Raw genomic sequence first — 14,944 nt, 5'->3', positions numbered from 1 at the left:
CCTGCCCCGCCCGGTTTCTGACACCAGGTCGGCACGGCCGCCGAGCGGGGGCGTCCCTGAGGGCCCCTCAACCGTCCCTCCCCAGGACGAGTCCCGAGGTGGGGACGCCCGTACCGGACGTGACCAGGACGTGGGCCGCGTCGGGTATCTGGTTCACCGAGGTGCCCCGGAGCTGGCGGACCGCCTCGGCGATGCCGTTCATGCCGTGCAGATACGCCTCTCCCAGCTGACCGCCGTGGGTGTTGAGCGGAAGCGCGTCCGCCGCCACGAAGTCGGCCGCCTCACCCGGTGTGCAGAAACCGAACTCCTCCAGCTGCATCAGCACGAATGGCGTGAAGTGGTCGTACAGGATCGCCACGTCGACCTCGGCCGGGGTCAGCCCCGACGTCCGCCACAGCTGTCGCGCCACCACCCCCATCTCCGGCAGACCGGTCAGGCCGTCCCGATAGAAGCTGGTCATCCCCTCCTGTCTGCGTCCCGCGCCCTGTGCGGCGGCGGTGATCACGGCGGGCCGCTGCCGCAGGTCCCTGGCCCGCTCCGTGGTGGTGACGACGATCGCCTGGCCGCCGTCGGTCTCCTGGCAGCAGTCCAGGAGACGCAGCGGCTCGACGATCCAGCGCGAGGCGGCGTGGTCGGCCAGGGTGATCGGCTTGCCGTGGAAGTAGGCCGCCGGGTTGTTCGCGGCGTGGCGGCGGTCGGTGACCGCGACGTGCCCGAAGGCATCGGGGGTCAGGTGGTAGGTGTGCAGATAGCGCTGAGCGGCCATCGCGACCCAGGACGCGGGGGTGAGCAGCCCGAACGGGAGCGACCAGCCCAGCGCCGCCCCCTCCGCCGACGGCTCCCGGTGCTGCACCCCGGAACCGAAGCGGCGGCCCGAGCGCTCGTTGAACGCCCGGTAGCAGACGACCACTTCGGCCACCCCGGTGGCGACCGCGAGGGCGGCCTGCTGCACGGTGGCACAGGCCGCGCCGCCGCCGTAGTGGATGCGCGAGAAGAAGGACAGCTCACCCATGCCGGACGCCTGCGCGACCGTGATCTCGGGACTGGTGTCCATGGTGAAGGTGACCAGGCCGTCCACGTCCGCGGGCGAGAGCCCCGCGTCGTCGAGTGCCGCGTGCACCGCCTCGACCGCCAGCTTCAGCTCGCTGCGCCCCGAGTCCTTGGAGAACTCGGTCGCCCCGATCCCGACCACGGCCGCCCGCCCCCCGAGCGAGTCCCCCTGGCGCACGCTCATGACGCGCCCCCGGCGGGCCGGGATGGATCAGCCGAGTCCGCGACACCTGCGGGCCCGGTCGGCCGGGTGGCTCCCGGCAGCCCCTGCGTGAGCCCGATTGGCTCGGTCGGTCCGGCGCCCGCCGGTACGGCCACCCGCACGGTGCCGGTCACGTGGTGGCCCAGGCCGTTGGTCCCCGTCACCCGCACCTCGGCGACCTCGCCCTCCACCGCCTTCACCGCGCCGGTCAACGTCATAGTGTCGCCCGGGTAGTTGGGCGCTCCCAGCCGTATCCTCACCGACCTCAGCCTTGCCGTGGGGCCGAAGTGGTCGGTGATGTACCGCCCCACCAGGCCGTTCGTGGTCAGGATGTTCATGAAGATGTCGGGGGAACCCTTCTCCCGTGCGATCACCGGGTCGTGGTGCACGTCCTGGTAGTCGCGGGAGGCCACCGCACCGGCCACGATCAGCGTTCGCGTGATCGGGATCTCCAGCGGCGCCAGCTCGTCTCCTGCCCTCACGCCCCCACCCCCTCGTCCATCGCCGCCCCCACCCCTGAACCCGCCCGCGCGGGCGCCGACTCCCCTGTCGGCCTCCCCGGCGGCCCCTCCGCCAGCCGCTCCGCAACGATCAACTCCCCCAGCTCCGACAGGAGTTCACCGCCACACCCCAGATACGCGTCCAGCTGTCGGCCCCACAGGAAGTGCCGGTGGACGGGGTGTTCCAGGTCCGCGCCGAGGCCCCCGTGCAGGTGCTGGCCCGCGTGCACGACGCGGGTGCCCGCCTCCGCTGCCCACCATGCCGCCGTCAGCGCGTGCGTCCCGTACCGCAGGCCCTCGTCCCGCCGCCAGGCCGCCTCGTAGGAGGTGACCCGTATCGCCTCGGTGTCCATGTACGCGTCGGCGGCCCGCAGCAGGACGGCCTGGTTGGTGGAGAGCGGCCGTCCGAACTGCTCGCGCGTCGTGGTGTGCCGGACCGCCCTGGCCAGCGAGCCCGCGCAGACCCCCGCCTGGAGCCCGGCGAACGCGGTGCGGGCGGTGGCCAGCACGTCCTCGTAGGCCCCGGCGCCGCCCACCCGCTCGGCCGGGGTGGCATCCAGGGTGAGCCGCCCGGCCGACCAGGGTGCGGTCGTCTCCACCGGTTCGGTCTCCGCCTCGGCGGCGGGCACCAGCCAGAGCGCGCCGTCCACGTCGGGCAGCAGCACATGGGTGGCGTCCCGCAGCCACGGCACGAGCGGCACGGCCCCGGTCAGCTCCCCCTCCGCCGTGGCCCGCACGCGGCCAGCCGAGGCGGGAAAGGCGCCGGTCACCACCGCGCTGCCCTCGCGCAGGGCGGGCAGCAGCCGCTCGCGCTGCTCGGCCGAGCCGTGTGCGGTGAGGGCCAGGATTCCGTAGGCGCAGCTCGCCGCGAACGGGACCTGGGCGGTGGTTCTGCCCTGCTCCTCCAGGGCGAGGACCAGACCGAGCAGGCCGACCTCCTCGACGGCCGCCACCAGCCCCGCCCCGCACAGCGCCTTCCACAGCTCGCTGTCGGTCCCCGTACCGGCGGCCAGGAGCCGCTCGGGTGTCGACAGGTCGGCGAAGATCCGCCCGGCCAGCTCGCGGACCGCCGACTGCTCCTCGGTGGGCGTGAAGTCCATCAGGCCACCTCCGCCCGGAACACCGGAAGCTCCAACTCGGCGTCGGCCCGCAGGAATTCGAGCCGTACCGGCATCCCTATCCGCACCTCGTCCGGCGCCACCCCCACCACATTGCTGACGATCCGCACCCCCTCGGCGAGCTCGATCAGACCCACCGCGTAGGGCGGGTCGAAGGCCGGGAAGGGCGGGTGGTGCATCACGACGTACGAGAAGACCGTCCCTGCGCCGCTCGCCTCGACGGTGTCCCACCGCGCGGAACCGCAGGCATTGCACCCCGGCAGCCAGGGGAAACGCAGCTCGGCGCAGTCCCCGCAGCGCTGGATGAGCAGGCGGTGCCCGGCGACGCCCGCCCAGAACCCGGCGTTGTCCCGGTTGACGACGGGCCGGGGGCGCAGGGGTCGGGGAGCCGCTTGTGCCCCCTCCCGCGCTTCCGCTGCTTCCCGCGCCCGCTCCGGCGGCGCCGTGGACCCCGCCGTCCGGGGTCGGCCGGAATCCTCGCGCGGGTGCGTATGCCGTTGTGCGGGCGCGTACTTGAGGATGCGGAAGCGGTGCGTCCCGGCGAGAGCGCCGTTCGCGCGGACGTCCATCCTGGTGGTGACGAAGTGCCCGGTGCCCAGCTTGGTGGTCTTGCGCGCCGAGACCGTCTCGATCACCGCGTCATAGCTGACACGGTCGCCCGGCCGCAGGTCACGGACGTACTCCTGCTCGCAGTCCGTGGCCACCACCGAGGTGTATCCGGCGCCGTCGAGCAGCTCGAACAGCTCGTCGTGGCCGGAGGTGCGGCCCGTGCCGTCGCCGTGTCCGGAGAGGCCGCCCATCGTCCAGGCCTGGAGCATCGTGGGCGGCGCTATGGCGTCAGGCCCGGTGTAGGCGGGATGTGCGTCGCCCATCACCTCACACCAGTGCCTGATCATCGGCGCGTTGACGAGGTCCTTGCCGACCCCGCCCGTCGCCGCCGGCCGCCCCTCGAACTTCTTCAGCCGGCCGAGGAACTCCTCCTCGTTCACCCCGCTCACCTCTTCCCCCGTGTCATCCCGAGCCGCATCGTGGCGACGATCTCCCGCTGCACCTCGCTCACCCCGCCGCCGAACGTGTTGATCTGCGCCGCCCGGTTCATCCGCTCCAGCTCGCCGTCCCCGAAGGCGCCGGGCGAACCGCCCCGGATCAGGCCCCTGTCCCCCACGATTTCCCGACACATTCGATACGTTTCGACCGCGGACTCCGTTCCCGTGAACTTCACGCCGCTGGCGTCTCCCGGCGCGAGCCGACCCGCCCCCACATCGCCCACCAAACGCCAGCTGAGCAGGCGGTTCACCGCCAGCCGGGCATGCGCGGCGGCCACCTTCGCCTTCACCCATTCGTGGTCAACCGGGCGCCTGGAAGTCACCGGATCGGGCGTACACGCGGAGGTGAGCGCCGCCTCGTAGAAGTCCTCCGCCTGCATGCCGATCGCGGCGAGCGCGACCCGCTCGTGGTTGAGCTGGTTGGTGATCAGCCCCCACCCCGCGTTCTCCTCGCCGACCAGGTTCCCCACCGGCACCCGGATGCCGTCGTAGTACGTCGCGGTGGTGGTCAGGCCGCCGACGGTCTCGATCGGCGTCCACGAGAAGCCGGGCGCGTCGGTCGGCACCAGGATGATCGAGATCCCCCGGTGCTTGGGGGCGTCGGGATCGGTGCGGCAGGCGAGCCAGATCCAGTCGGCGTTCTGGGCGTTGGAGGTGAAGACCTTCTGCCCGTCGATCAGCCAGCACCCCTCGTCGCGTACCGCCCTGGTCCGGAGCGAGGCGAGGTCGGTGCCCGCCTCCGGCTCGCTGTAGCCGATGGCGAAGACGAGGTCGCCGCTCAGGATCCGGGGCAGGAAGAACGCCTTCTGCTCCGCGCTCCCGTACTTCATCAGGGTCGGGCCGACCGTGTTCAGGGTGACCATGGAGACGGGGGCTCCGGCCCGGTAGGCCTCGTCGAAGAAGACGAACTGCTCGTCCGCGCCGCGCCCCCGGCCGCCGTACTCGACGGGCCAGCCGAGTCCGAGCAGCCCGTCGGCGCCGATCCGGCGCAGCAGCGCCCGCTGGCCGGCCGCATCGGCTCCGCGCGGCGGGCCGTCGGGCATCAACCGGGCGAAATAGGCGCGGAGTTCCGCGCGCAGCCGCTCCTGGGCTTCGGTCGGGGCGAGGTGCACGACGGCGGCCTTCCGTGCGGACGGACAAATCCGCGGACCGGCCCGGACGTACGGGCGGCGCTCCCGGATCAGGGTTTCTGACTGTCCGTCAGATACCGCCTCGCTGTCAATGGTTGGGGAGGCGGTGCGACCACCCCCGCACGCCAGCGGCCCGGGTGTCCGTGCCGAAGCACGGTCACCCGGGCCGCCGATCACCCCATCGACCGGACCCTGCGGCTGGGGCCGCGCCTCACCACAGGCGGGAGAAGTTCACGGCGACGTTGCCGTTGCCCTGGTTGATCGACGTGAAGGCCGAGCCGTTCACCTGGGCGGTGTTGCTCTGGTTGGTGGCCCCGGCTCCGACGGCCTGCTGCTGCGTGGTGGACGAATTTCCCCGGTTGTCGTGACCGACCCCGCTGCCACTGACGGTCGCGACCGCCGCGTTCGATCCGTGGCCCGCAATGGATCCGTTGTCGGCGGCGGCGACACCCGAGAAGAGGGCGGCGGCGAGAGGCAGCGCGGCAACGGCGGCGAGGACGCGGGCGGTACGGATGCTTGCCATGTCAATTCCTCCAGGAACCAGAAGTACTGCGGGTAGTTCGGCTTGTTCCAGACCGTAAGTACGGCCTGGTCCAAGGCGGTTGGCCGACCGCCCCGGACGCTGTGACGACGTCGCTGGATCAGAGTTGCCCACCGAATCCCCGGCGAACCAGTCAATGGGGCACCTTTCGCCCGCAAGCGTGAGGACTTGTCGATAAACCCTCAAGGTCACGTCAAAGCGCCGCCCGGGATCGGATCGCAGCGCCGGAACCCGGCCCTCCCAAGAGGAGAACCGTTTCGGCTCGGATTCGGCCAACCTTTTCCGTCACCAGCAGCTCACCTGATGGCCACCCCAGGAGCACCGGGCCGTCGCCCGGTGGGGATGGGGTCGACGGCAGGCCGGGGAAGGGGCCCCACGCGGCTTCCAGCGCCGCCCCGGGCCCCCGGCCGAGTCCCGCCGGTCACCCCTGAAAGGGATTCCCTTTCTCGAACATTCGTACGAACATGGAGTCATGGCCACCATCGACCGGCAGGCCGCCACCCTGGCCCTCGCCCACGCCCTGTCCGCCGCCGAGCGCGGCCTGCCCGTCATCCCGCTGTCCCGTACCAAGCTGCCCGCGCTCCCCTCGCCCCACCGGGACGAGGCCCAGCCGGTGCTCTGCCGGGGCGAGTGCGGGCTCCCGGGCCACGGCGTGCACGACGCGACCACCGACCCGGCCGCGGTCCGCGCGCTGTTCGCGGCCGCGCCCTGGGCCACGGGTTACGGCATCGCCTGCGGCCGGCCCCCGCACCACCTCATAGGGATCGACCTCGACACCAAGCCACCGGAGGCCGACGCCACCGCGGCGCTCCAACACCTGGCGCTGCGGCACCTGTTCACGATCCCGGAGACCGTGGTGGTGATCACTCCGAGCGGGGGCCGGCACATCTGGCTGACCGGCCCGCCCGGCACGGTTGTGCCCAACTCCGCGAGCCGCCTCGCCCCCGGCATCGACATCCGGGGCGCCGGCGGCTACCTGGTGGGGCCCGGGTCGCTGAGCAGCCGGGGCGTCTACCGCCTGGCGCCCGGCACCGCCCACCTCGGCCCCGCGCCCTGCCCCAGCGCCCTGCTCGACCTGCTCACCCCGCCCGCGCCCACCCGCCACCACGCCCACAAACAGGGTGATCACCAGGGGCGGGGGCTGGTCCAGTTCGTGCTGGCCGCGCACGAGGGGCAGCGCAACACCCGGCTGTTCTGGGCGGCCTGCCGCGCGTACGAGAACGGCATCGGCGAGGAGCTCACGGGCGCGCTCATCGCGGCGGCGGTCCGCACCGGCCTCAGCGAACGCGAGGCCCGCGCGACGATCGCCTCCGCGGCCCGCATGAGCGCGGCCAGGTGAGGGAGGGGGGCGGCCGGGTGAGGGAGGGGGGCGGCGCGTAAGCCCGTACCGGCGCCGGGTCGTCGCCCTGCGCGGCTCTCGGGCTCGCGGTGCGGGCCCCGGCGGGCGCGGCAGAGGCTTCCCCCGAAGAACCTCCGCCGCGCCCGCCGGGTGCGGACACGTCCCGATCGGCTGGGAGCACGACCCCACCAGCTCACCCGGACGAAGAATCCGTCCCCGTGACGGGAACTCTGGCCCATGCCGCCTCATTGAGTCTTGGACAAAAGCGCGGTCCTGCGAACGGGAGTGACGGCGGGAAGCGGTCGCTTGGCGGCCGCCCGCACTCCAAACCCGCATCGCCCCGGCGATCCCCGGCTCAGCCCGCCAGCCATACGCTCGTGTCGGCCCGCGACGCCAGGAAGCGGCCGGGGGTCACGCCGGTCAGGGCGGTGAACTCCCGGTTCAGATGCGACTGGTCGTAGAAGCCGCAGGCGAGGGCGGCCTCCGTGGCCCGGGTGCCCGTGGTCAGCAGCCAGGTCGCCCGGCGCAGCCGCAGGATCCTGGCGACCCGCTTGGGCGTGAGCCCGAACTCCCGCCGGAACAGCGTCTCCAGATGGCGGATCGACCAGCCCGTCCTGGCGGCCACCTCCCGGATGGGGAGCGTCCCGGAGCTGCGGACGAGAAGGTCCCAGGCGCCGCGCGCGCTCGTCGCGGGGGCCCGCGAGGCGTCCGCGTCGGCGGACCACTGGAGCAGCGAGCGGTCGAGCAGCGCGAACCGCTCGGGCCATCCCGGCGCGGCCGCGAGCGCCTCGCGGAGGTCGGCCACCCGCCCGCCGAGCACGTCGGCCGGATCGGTCACGGTGTCCGCGAGTTCACCGAGCGGGGCTCCGAACATCCGCTGCGCGGCCCAGGGAGCGAGCGTGACCTCCACGCCGTGCAGCCGCCCCGCGTGCCCGAGCACCCTGGCCCGGCCGTGCAGTCCGCACACCACCGAGGTGTGCACGGCGGTCCCGCCGGGGCGCCGCCCGGCCTGGCCGACGCGGATCTCGTCCCCGAACCCGATGAGCAGCGACACCTTCCCGCTCGGTACGACCAGCCGTTCGCGCGGCCCCTCACCGGCCAGCCGGAACCCCCGGTAGGCGCCGACGCCCGGCCGCAGCCGTGCGTCCGGCAGCGCGTAGACCCTGCTCTCGTCCCCGCTCCCCGTCCTGCCGGACCGGCACGTTCCCCCGCTCACCCACAGCTCCTCGCCCCGGGACCACCCCGGACGCATCCACTGTCGATCCCCCTTGGCCCCAGGACCAGACCTCCCGGCATCCCAGGGACACGTACCACCATCCCAAGCCTGTGACCTGCGAAGACTTCGGCTCCGCCGGGGCGATACGGGATGCGTACGAGAATGGGGCGCCCCGGATTCCGGAGCGCCCCTGCCTCGACGGCCCGGGGCCGTCACACGCGGTGGGTGTGGGATTTGAACCCACGGTGACATCGCTGCCACGACGGTTTTCAAGACCGTTCCCTTAGGCCGCTCGGGCAACCCACCCATGCCCCGCCGACCAGCGGCGGAAGCGGCTACAGCCTACCGGCCGCGGTCCACTCCATGGGCCCTTGGGCCGTGCCCGGGCCATGGGGTTCGCATTCGGCACCGGGAAGGGAGGGTGCGACGGTGCCGCGTCCGGTCCTGGGGCCCCGGAGGGCGCCCGGGTCGTGACGGGTCGTCAGACGTCCAGCCAGCCCGCGCGGCGGGCGTAGCTTCCGGCCTGGAAACGGCTCTGGGCGTTGAGTTCGGCCAGCAGCTCCGCGACATGGCGGCGGACGTCTCCTCCGGCCTGCCGGCCGATGGTCAGTTGCTGTCGCCCTTCCGCTCGCCGAGGGTGACCGTGACCGTGTTCTCCTTGCCGTCCCGCTTGTACGTGAGCGGGACCTGGTCGCCGGGCTTGTGCGTCCAGATCTCGCTGATCAGCGTCGGGCCGCTGTCGATCGGCATGTCGCCGAACTTGGTGATGACGTCGCCGGGCTTGAGCCCCGCCTTGTCCGCCGGGCCGCCCGGGGTGATCGGCTGCTGGCTCGCGGTGCCCTGCGGGGAGATCTGCGCCCCGTCGGCGTTGCCCGCGCCCGGGCCGCTGCCCTGCTGGATGCCCACCGAGGCGCCGATCACCGGGTAGACCGGCTGGCCGGTCTTGATGAGCTGCTCCGCGACGTTCTTCGCCTGGTTGATCGGGATGGCGAAGCCGAGGCCGATCGAGCCCGCCTGCGACTGGCCCATGCCGCCGCCGCCCGTGCCCGCCGACTGGATCGCCGAGTTGATGCCGATGACCGCACCGGCCGAATTGATCAGCGGGCCGCCCGAGTTGCCCGGGTTGATGGAGGCGTCGGTCTGGAGGGCGCTCATGTACGAGGCCTTGGAGTTCTGGCCGTCGCTGGAGGCCACCGGGCGGTTCTTGGCGCTGATGATGCCGGTGGTGACGGTGTTGGAGAGGCCGAACGGGGCGCCGATCGCGATCGTCGAGTCGCCGACGGCCACCTTGTCGGAATCGCCGAGCGAGAGCGGCTTCAGGTTGTCCGGGGCGTTCTTCAGCTTGACGACGGCCACGTCGTACCCCTGGGCGCGGCCCACCACTTCGGCGTCGTACTTCTTGCCGTTGGAGAAGGTCGCGGACAGCTTGCCGCCGCTCGCCGCGGAGGCCACCACGTGGTTGTTCGTGAGGATGTGACCTTCCTTGTCGTAGATGAAGCCGGTGCCCGTGCCGCCCTCACCGTCGTTGCCCTGCGCGTTGATCGTCACCACGCTGGGCAGCGAGTTGGCGGCGACGCCCGCGACCGTGTTCGGGTCGCGCTTGAAGTCCTTGGGCGTGTCGGAGGAGGCCACGGTGGTGGAGCCCGAACCGTTGCCGTCCCGGTCCGCCGCGACGTAGCCGATGACTCCGCCGATGCCGCCCGCCACCAGGGCGGCCGCCACGACCGCGGCGATCAGCCCGCCGCCGCGCCTGCGCGGGGCCGGGGGCTGCGGGGCTCCCCAGGGCTCGCCGCCCTGGCCACCGCCGTAGGAGGGGAGCGTGGGCGGGGGCGGCGGCCAACCGGCCCCGCCGCTCTGCGGGGGCGCCGCCTCGTGCGCCGCGTACGCCGGCCGCGCCGGAGCCCCCGGCGCCGGGGGCAGCTGTTCGGTGACCGGGTCCGGGCCGGGCTGCGCCGGGGCTCCCGGCGAGGGCGGCGCGGGCTCGTGGACCTGGGTCTTCTCCGCCTCGGCGGGCGCGGCGTCCGACGGAACGGGGGCGGCGGGGGCCGCGGCGGGCTCGGGAGGTGCAGCAGGTGCAGACGACGGGGCAGGCGGGACGGCCGGGACCGCGGTGCCCTCGTTCTCGGTGCTCACAGCTTGCTCTCCTCGGTTTCCACTCGGTCTTGGGGACGGTCCGGCGGGCGATCTGATGCCGGTGCGGGTGGCGCCGGGGCGCCGACGTGCGAGCCCCGGCGCCATCCATGGTGCGCCGGGGGTACGACATCGGCTCCCGCACGGTGCGGATGACTCCGCTCAGCTTTTCCCACCGCACGTCAGGCCACTGTAAGCAGGAGCTGTGTATTCGTGCGCCAACCTGTGACCCGGCGGTGGCACGATGACGCGGTGACCCAAGCACGGCAGCACAGCCCGCACACCCCCGACCGCGCCCCCGTCCAGGTGGTGGCCCACCGCGGAGCCTCCGAGGACGCCCCCGAGCACACCCTCGCCGCGTACGTGAAGGCGATCGAGGACGGGGCCGACGCCCTGGAGTGCGATGTCCGCCTGACCGCCGACGGACAGCTCGTCTGCGTCCACGACCGGCGCGTCAACCGCACCTCCAACGGCCGCGGCGCCGTCTCGGCCCTGGAGCTCTCCGAGCTCGCGGCGCTCGACTTCGGCTCCTGGAAGGACAGCGAGGAGAGCCCGGACTGGAAGGACCGCGAGTTCACCTCCGTCCTCACCCTGGAGCGGCTGCTCGAACTCGTCGCCGACGCCGGGCGGCGGGTGGAGCTCGCCATCGAGACCAAGCACCCCACGCGCTGGGCCGGCCAGGTCGAGGAGCGGCTGCTGCACCTCCTCAAGAGGTTCGGCCTCACCGAGCCGCCGCCGGCCGGCGAGACCTCCCCGGTGCGCATCATGAGCTTCTCCGCGCGCTCCCTGCACCGGGTGGCTGCGGCCGCCCCCGACATCCCGACCGTCTACCTCATGCAGTTCCTCTCGCCGCGGCTGCGCGACGGGCGGCTGCCCGCGGGAGCGCGGATCGCGGGCCCGGGCATGCGCATCGTGCGCAACCACCCCGCCTACATCGAGCGGTTGCACCGCGCGGGACACCGCGTGCACGTCTGGACGGTCAACGAACCCGAGGACGTGGATCTGTGCGTAAGCCTCGGCGTGGAGGCAATCATCACCAACCGCCCGAAACAGGTTCTGTCCCAACTGGGCCGCGTGTAACGGCCATGACAGGGAGTGCACCGGCGCGTTCGCTCCGTGTCCGGCCGTGACGAATGCGTCGCACGTCGCCGGTTGGCCGGTTTCCGGTCCAGTCCATTGGGGCATCCACACCGTGGCGTGGGGCGAAGGAGGTCTCGGGGGTGGCGTTGGTGGTGGCACAGGAGGTGCCCACGTCGTCGAGCATGGCCGTACCCCATGGCCCTGCGGGCGTGGGCAAGGCGAGACACCGGATGCGCGAGCAACTGCTCGGCAGCGGGGTGTCCGAGCCGGTCGTGGACGATGCCGTTCTGATCCTTTCCGAACTGCTCAGCAATGCCTGCCGGCACGGCAGGCCGCTGGGGCGGTCCGACATAGGCGACGGAGACATCCGGGCGGCCTGGCGCATCGACAAGGCCGGGCGGCTGACGGTCGAGGTGACGGACGGGGGCGGCCCCACCCGGCCGGTCCCCGCGACACCGTCGGTGACCGCGCGCGGCGGCCGGGGGCTGAACATCATCAGCGCCCTCGCCCAGGACTGGGGCGTACGGGACAGCGCGTCCGGGGAGGTCACCGTGTGGGTGATCCTCACCGCGGGGCACCGTCTCGACGATTTCGCTACGCGCGTCGCAGGGCCGGGAGCGGCGGCGGGCCTGGAGTACGCGGACGCGTTCGACGACCTGGACTGAATCTGACTGAAGGCGTCCACAGGCGTCTGAAGGCGTCTGAAGGTGTCCGAGGGCGCCTGAGGTCGCGGTGCCCGGCCCGGGGGTCCGGTCCGGGCGCGCGACCGGCTCCGGACGCGCGCCCTCGGCCGCCGGTCCGGGACCGGCGCCACCGGTGCGGCCGCCTCCGGGTGGCCGGTGCGGCTAGGCTCGCGCCCGACACAGCGACACCGCACCACCGCAGTCGGGAGAGAGCCACACCATGGCCAAGAAGCGTCCCCAGGCGAAGGCCGTCAAGCCGCAGATCAGCGACGGGGAGATCCCGGTCGTCGGGGCCCGTGAGCCCTGCCCCTGCGGCTCCGGCCGCCGTTACAAGGCCTGTCACGGGCGGGCCGCGTCGCACGCCGTGACCGAGCTGGTCCAGCGCCCCTTCGAGGGGCTGGCCGGCGAGTGCGACTGGGTCGCGCTGCGCGAACTGGTCCCGGCCGCGGCCGTCCCGCTGACCCTCAAGGACGGGCTGCCCGAGGGCGTGCCGTCCGTGACGCTCGCGACCGTGCTGCCGATGGCGTGGCCCGCGCTGCGCCGCGAGGACGGGTCGGTGCTGCTCGGCCTGCAGAACGACACCCCCTCCGGCGACATCAGCCGCGACCTCGCCGACACGCTCCAGCGCGCGCTCGTCGCCGAGCCCGGCTCGCCGGTCGCCGCCCAGCGCGCCGAGTCCGACGGCGTGCGCCTGCAGGACCTGCTCGACCCGGCCGCCCCCTTCGAGCCCGAGGTGCACACCGGCTTCGAGTTCTGGGTGCCGGACGCCGACAGCGCGGCGAGCGAGGTGGCCGCCTCCCTGGAGCGGGCCAACGCCGCCGCGATCCCGACCGTACGGCTGAAGTCGGTCGACTCCTCGTACTGGTGCGAGACGCCCGAGAAGAACCACCTGCGGTGGGTCATGCCGCACCCCGAGGAGAAGCTCCTCGGGGCGCTGGCCCGGCTGCACGCGGCCGGTACGTCCTCGCTCGGCGAGGGCACCCGGCTCGTCGGCTCCTTCCGGGCGCACGGCCTGACCGTGCCGGTCTGGGACCTGCCGTCGGACATGGGCGCCGAGGAGTGCGAGAAGCCGGCCGCCGAGTTCGCCGAGCGGCTCGCCGGGGCGCTCGCGAGCCAGGAGCCGCTCACCGCGGACGAGCGCCGGGCCCGCGGCGGACTCACCAACCGCCAGGTGACCCTCAGCTGAGAGTGACCGCGGGTACGGTTTCGGTCGACCGACAGGTGACTCCTGTCACAACTCCCCGTACCCACAGGTAAATCGGTGTCCGAATTACCGAGATCGAATTTGCGAACGACCGATCTCTTGTTACCGTTCTAAGAGCCCGGTCGCTGGTGCATCCCCCGTCGCCAGCGATCGGGCCCTTCCATGTGACCGGCTCGCTCAACGAGCCGCGGCGTCCGCGGAGTTGCTCCCGGAACGCAGGAGCAGCGGTGAGTCCTCTCCCGCCCCCGAGAATTCCGACACCGCCGAATACGCCCCCGCTCCCGGGGCCCGCACCGAAGCGCTCTCGTGCGGGGTTTCGCAGGATTCCGGCTGGTCGTCGGCCGCCACCTGGCAGTTCGTCTCGACGGTACGGCCGCCCGGCCCCATCAGGGTCAGCGCCGAGCGCAGCTCCTCACCGGTGGCGTTGCGGTAGTAGGTACGGGCCCAGGTGTCGCGCCCCCGCTCCAGGACGCAGGTCTGCGCCTCGACCCCTTCGGGAGAGGTGAGTTCGGGTCCGCAGTGGGCGGCCGCGTCCTGCGCGGCCCCCGGCAGTGGCTTGTTCGCCCGCGCGAGGGCGTGGGTGAGGGGGCTTTTTGCGTCATCCGCGGGGCCTCTTCCCGCGCGTTTCTCCGGCCCTCCCGCGGGGCCCGCCGAGGCCGCCAGCGGCAGCAGCACGGCGCCCACCACGACGGCGGTGAGCCCTGCCATGCGGAGGTGCTGGAGATTCATGGAGGGACCCGCCTGCCCTGGAATTCCTGATGGTGGGCCGAAGATATCGACGGAAACCGGGCAGCCGGTGGCGCGCACGCCCAATTCCCGTACAACCAGGGCCCGCTCACACTCGAAAGAGTGAAGGCGGCTCGGGAACCCGAACCGCCTTCTCGCTCCTTGGGGCGTCCCGCGCCGCGCGGGAGCCTCCCTCACGCTCAGTACGCCAGCCGGCTCCCGCCGTCCGGAGCGCTGGTGCTCGCCTCGACCAGCGCGTCCACCACCGCCTCGACGTCCGGCAGCCAGGGCCCGGGGGTCGTCCCCAGCGGGGGGCGCTCCCAGCGGATCTGGCCCTTGCCGGTCTGCGACGGGGGCAGCACCAGATATCCGCCCTCGCTGTGGAAGCGGAGCGAACTGGGCACCCAGTCCTTGGAGTAGAGCAGCTCGCCCAGGCGCTCCATCGAGTACGGAGCCACCAGGAGCGACCACCGGGTGGGGGTCGCCACGACCGGGCCGAGCCGTACGCCCATGGAGTCGAGGACGGCGAGCGCCCGCGCTCCGGCGACGGCCGGGAGACTGATCGCGCAGGGCGCGCCGGCGCCGGTGGCGAGCAGGACCGGCGCGGTGGGCCGGTTCGTCCACCACCAGCGGATCATGCGCTCGTCGGTGGTCGCCGCGAGCAGCACGGGGTCGAAGGGGTGTGCCCCGGGCACCACACATTCAGGGTCGGGACAGGCACAGCCGCGCCCGCCCGCTGCCAGTCCCGCGCCGGGGAGCACGGGCCATTTCCACCGGGTCGCACAGGTCAGCGCGGCGCCGAGCTGAGCAGCCCTTTCACTGCGCCGGAACCGGAACCTGCGTCGCCTTCCGAGGATCTCGCGCATGGGCGCTCGTTCCTTTCCGTTGAACGCCGAGTCCACATCGCACCATGTGTGCATCTCTTCACTGCGCGTACTTGCTCTGTGAGCCTGCGGTACGGGGAACCCGCCAGGACCGA

At 72.8% G+C, this 14,944-nt stretch carries 14 protein-coding genes and 1 tRNA gene; 4 read left to right on the top strand and 11 right to left on the bottom strand.

Annotated elements, in window-relative coordinates:
• Positions 1-67 precede the first annotated feature (67 nt).
• From DT019_RS22840 to DT019_RS22815, 6 genes are all read right to left on the bottom strand, one after another.
• Entirely contained in the window at positions 68-1,234 is a 1,167-nt protein-coding gene (locus DT019_RS22840) for a lipid-transfer protein (protein ID WP_114038743.1), read from the bottom strand.
• Positions 1,231-1,734: a MaoC family dehydratase gene (locus tag DT019_RS22835; protein ID WP_114038742.1), complete on the bottom strand. Its 504-nt coding sequence runs from the start codon at positions 1,732-1,734 to the stop codon at positions 1,231-1,233. The genes DT019_RS22840 and DT019_RS22835 overlap by 4 nt, the downstream gene beginning before the upstream one ends.
• Entirely contained in the window at positions 1,731-2,852 is a 1,122-nt protein-coding gene (locus tag DT019_RS22830) for an acyl-CoA dehydrogenase family protein (protein ID WP_114038741.1), read from the bottom strand. Before DT019_RS22830 ends, DT019_RS22835 begins: the two co-directional genes overlap by 4 nt.
• Positions 2,852-3,859 carry a bifunctional MaoC family dehydratase N-terminal/OB-fold nucleic acid binding domain-containing protein gene (locus tag DT019_RS22825; RefSeq protein WP_317617793.1) on the bottom strand — a complete coding sequence of 336 codons (1,008 nt, stop codon included), beginning with the start codon at positions 3,857-3,859 and terminating at the stop codon, positions 2,852-2,854. The genes DT019_RS22830 and DT019_RS22825 overlap by 1 nt, the downstream gene beginning before the upstream one ends.
• A gap of 5 nt (positions 3,860-3,864) precedes the next feature.
• On the bottom strand, positions 3,865-5,028 hold the full coding sequence (locus tag DT019_RS22820) for an acyl-CoA dehydrogenase family protein (protein ID WP_114038739.1): 1,164 nt from the start codon (positions 5,026-5,028) through the stop codon (positions 3,865-3,867).
• A gap of 229 nt (positions 5,029-5,257) precedes the next feature.
• Complete coding sequence (locus tag DT019_RS22815) at positions 5,258-5,569, bottom strand: hypothetical protein (RefSeq protein ID WP_114038738.1); 312 nt, start codon at positions 5,567-5,569, stop codon at positions 5,258-5,260.
• 490 nt (positions 5,570-6,059) lie between these two features.
• Here DT019_RS22815 and DT019_RS22810 point away from each other — a divergent pair, with 490 nt between their 5' ends.
• Positions 6,060-6,926 (top strand): bifunctional DNA primase/polymerase, encoded by an 867-nt coding sequence (locus DT019_RS22810; RefSeq protein WP_114038737.1) that lies wholly within the window; start codon positions 6,060-6,062, stop codon positions 6,924-6,926.
• 355 nt (positions 6,927-7,281) lie between these two features.
• Here the strand turns inward: DT019_RS22810 and DT019_RS22805 are convergent, their stop codons facing one another.
• From DT019_RS22805 to DT019_RS22795, 3 genes are all read right to left on the bottom strand, one after another.
• Positions 7,282-8,142, bottom strand: coding sequence for a helix-turn-helix domain-containing protein (locus DT019_RS22805; protein ID WP_114038736.1), 861 nt, complete (start codon positions 8,140-8,142; stop codon positions 7,282-7,284).
• 219 nt (positions 8,143-8,361) lie between these two features.
• Positions 8,362-8,448 (bottom strand) — tRNA-Ser (locus DT019_RS22800).
• Positions 8,449-8,748: 300 nt separating this feature from the next.
• On the bottom strand, positions 8,749-10,275 hold the full coding sequence (locus tag DT019_RS22795; protein ID WP_114038735.1) for a S1C family serine protease: 1,527 nt from the start codon (positions 10,273-10,275) through the stop codon (positions 8,749-8,751).
• Positions 10,276-10,524: 249 nt separating this feature from the next.
• On the opposite strand from DT019_RS22795, the gene DT019_RS22790 reads away from it, so the two are divergent.
• From DT019_RS22790 to DT019_RS22780, 3 genes are all read left to right on the top strand, one after another.
• Positions 10,525-11,352 carry a glycerophosphodiester phosphodiesterase gene (locus tag DT019_RS22790; protein ID WP_114038793.1) on the top strand — a complete coding sequence of 276 codons (828 nt, stop codon included), beginning with the start codon at positions 10,525-10,527 and terminating at the stop codon, positions 11,350-11,352.
• 53 nt (positions 11,353-11,405) lie between these two features.
• Entirely contained in the window at positions 11,406-12,017 is a 612-nt protein-coding gene (locus DT019_RS22785; RefSeq protein WP_114038734.1) for an ATP-binding protein, read from the top strand.
• 238 nt (positions 12,018-12,255) lie between these two features.
• Positions 12,256-13,221, top strand: coding sequence for a DUF5926 family protein (locus DT019_RS22780; RefSeq protein WP_114038733.1), 966 nt, complete (start codon positions 12,256-12,258; stop codon positions 13,219-13,221).
• 195 nt (positions 13,222-13,416) lie between these two features.
• Here DT019_RS22780 and DT019_RS22775 read toward each other — a convergent pair whose 3' ends face one another.
• Entirely contained in the window at positions 13,417-13,968 is a 552-nt protein-coding gene (locus DT019_RS22775) for a hypothetical protein (RefSeq protein WP_114038732.1), read from the bottom strand.
• Between the two features lie 197 nt (positions 13,969-14,165).
• Entirely contained in the window at positions 14,166-14,831 is a 666-nt protein-coding gene (locus tag DT019_RS22770) for a bifunctional DNA primase/polymerase (protein WP_114038731.1), read from the bottom strand.
• Positions 14,832-14,944: the final 113 nt, after the last annotated feature.

The organism is Streptomyces sp. SDr-06 (assembly GCF_003324565.1).
Taxonomy (GTDB): Bacteria; Actinomycetota; Actinomycetes; order Streptomycetales; family Streptomycetaceae; genus Streptomyces.
The sequence above is the reverse complement of the archived record's forward strand: the minus strand, read 5'-3'. Positions and strand labels throughout refer to the sequence as shown.